The sequence below is a fragment of the Peptoniphilus sp. HCN-40583 genome, from assembly GCF_037892835.1.
In the GTDB taxonomy this organism is placed as follows: domain Bacteria; phylum Bacillota; class Clostridia; order Tissierellales; family Peptoniphilaceae; genus Aedoeadaptatus; species Aedoeadaptatus rachelemmaiella.
The window spans coordinates 1-481 of record NZ_JBBKBU010000064.1 but is presented as its reverse complement, the minus strand read 5'-3'; the positions used below and the strand labels follow the sequence as shown (position 1 = coordinate 481).

Genomic DNA, 481 nt, shown 5'->3' with positions numbered 1-481 from the left:
GCGGTAGTCTGTAGTCAAGCACTTTTTCAATCTTTTTTTGACTGACGTTGTGCCCTCGTCATCAAGCTGATGACCTCGCTATTATACTAACTCGCCGCCGACTATGTCAAGTGATTATGGCTATTCTTTTTGGCTTTTGTAAAGTCTGCTTAAGGGCTATACCATGCGGTGCGAATAGGCGTCATCTCCCGCCATTTTCTTCTCTACATAGCTACAGGATGCGCGAACTTTCAGGTCGTGTTCTTCTACATAAGCGATAAATGCATCGAAGAGCAATCCGGCCACGCCTTGGCCTCGCACAGCCTGAGTAGTTTCCGTGTGGTAGGCTTCAACAGTGCTTTGATCGATGAAACGGTAGTCTAAAACGCCGTCCGGTGCTTTCGCATCGCCAAGGTAGAATCTGCCGTCGGTGTGTTTAATCTCCATGGAATCTTCCTTTCCGGTTTTCAGTTGCTTGTTTCCTTTATACCCTTATGTAAAT

Annotated in this window: 1 protein-coding gene; it reads right to left on the bottom strand. The window is 46.6% G+C overall.

Annotated features, from left to right (window positions below; genetic code table 11):
- Nucleotides 1-156: 156 nt before the first annotated feature.
- Complete coding sequence (locus tag WKT05_RS10585; protein WP_340414063.1) at nt 157-426, bottom strand: GNAT family N-acetyltransferase; 270 nt, start codon at nt 424-426, stop codon at nt 157-159.
- Nucleotides 427-481 lie beyond the last annotated feature (55 nt).

Excerpts from the sequence above, each read along its gene's own strand:
- WKT05_RS10585 (WP_340414063.1), bottom strand. The coding sequence starts at position 426 with ATGGAGATTAAACACACCGACGGCAGATTCTACCTTGGCGATGCGAAA.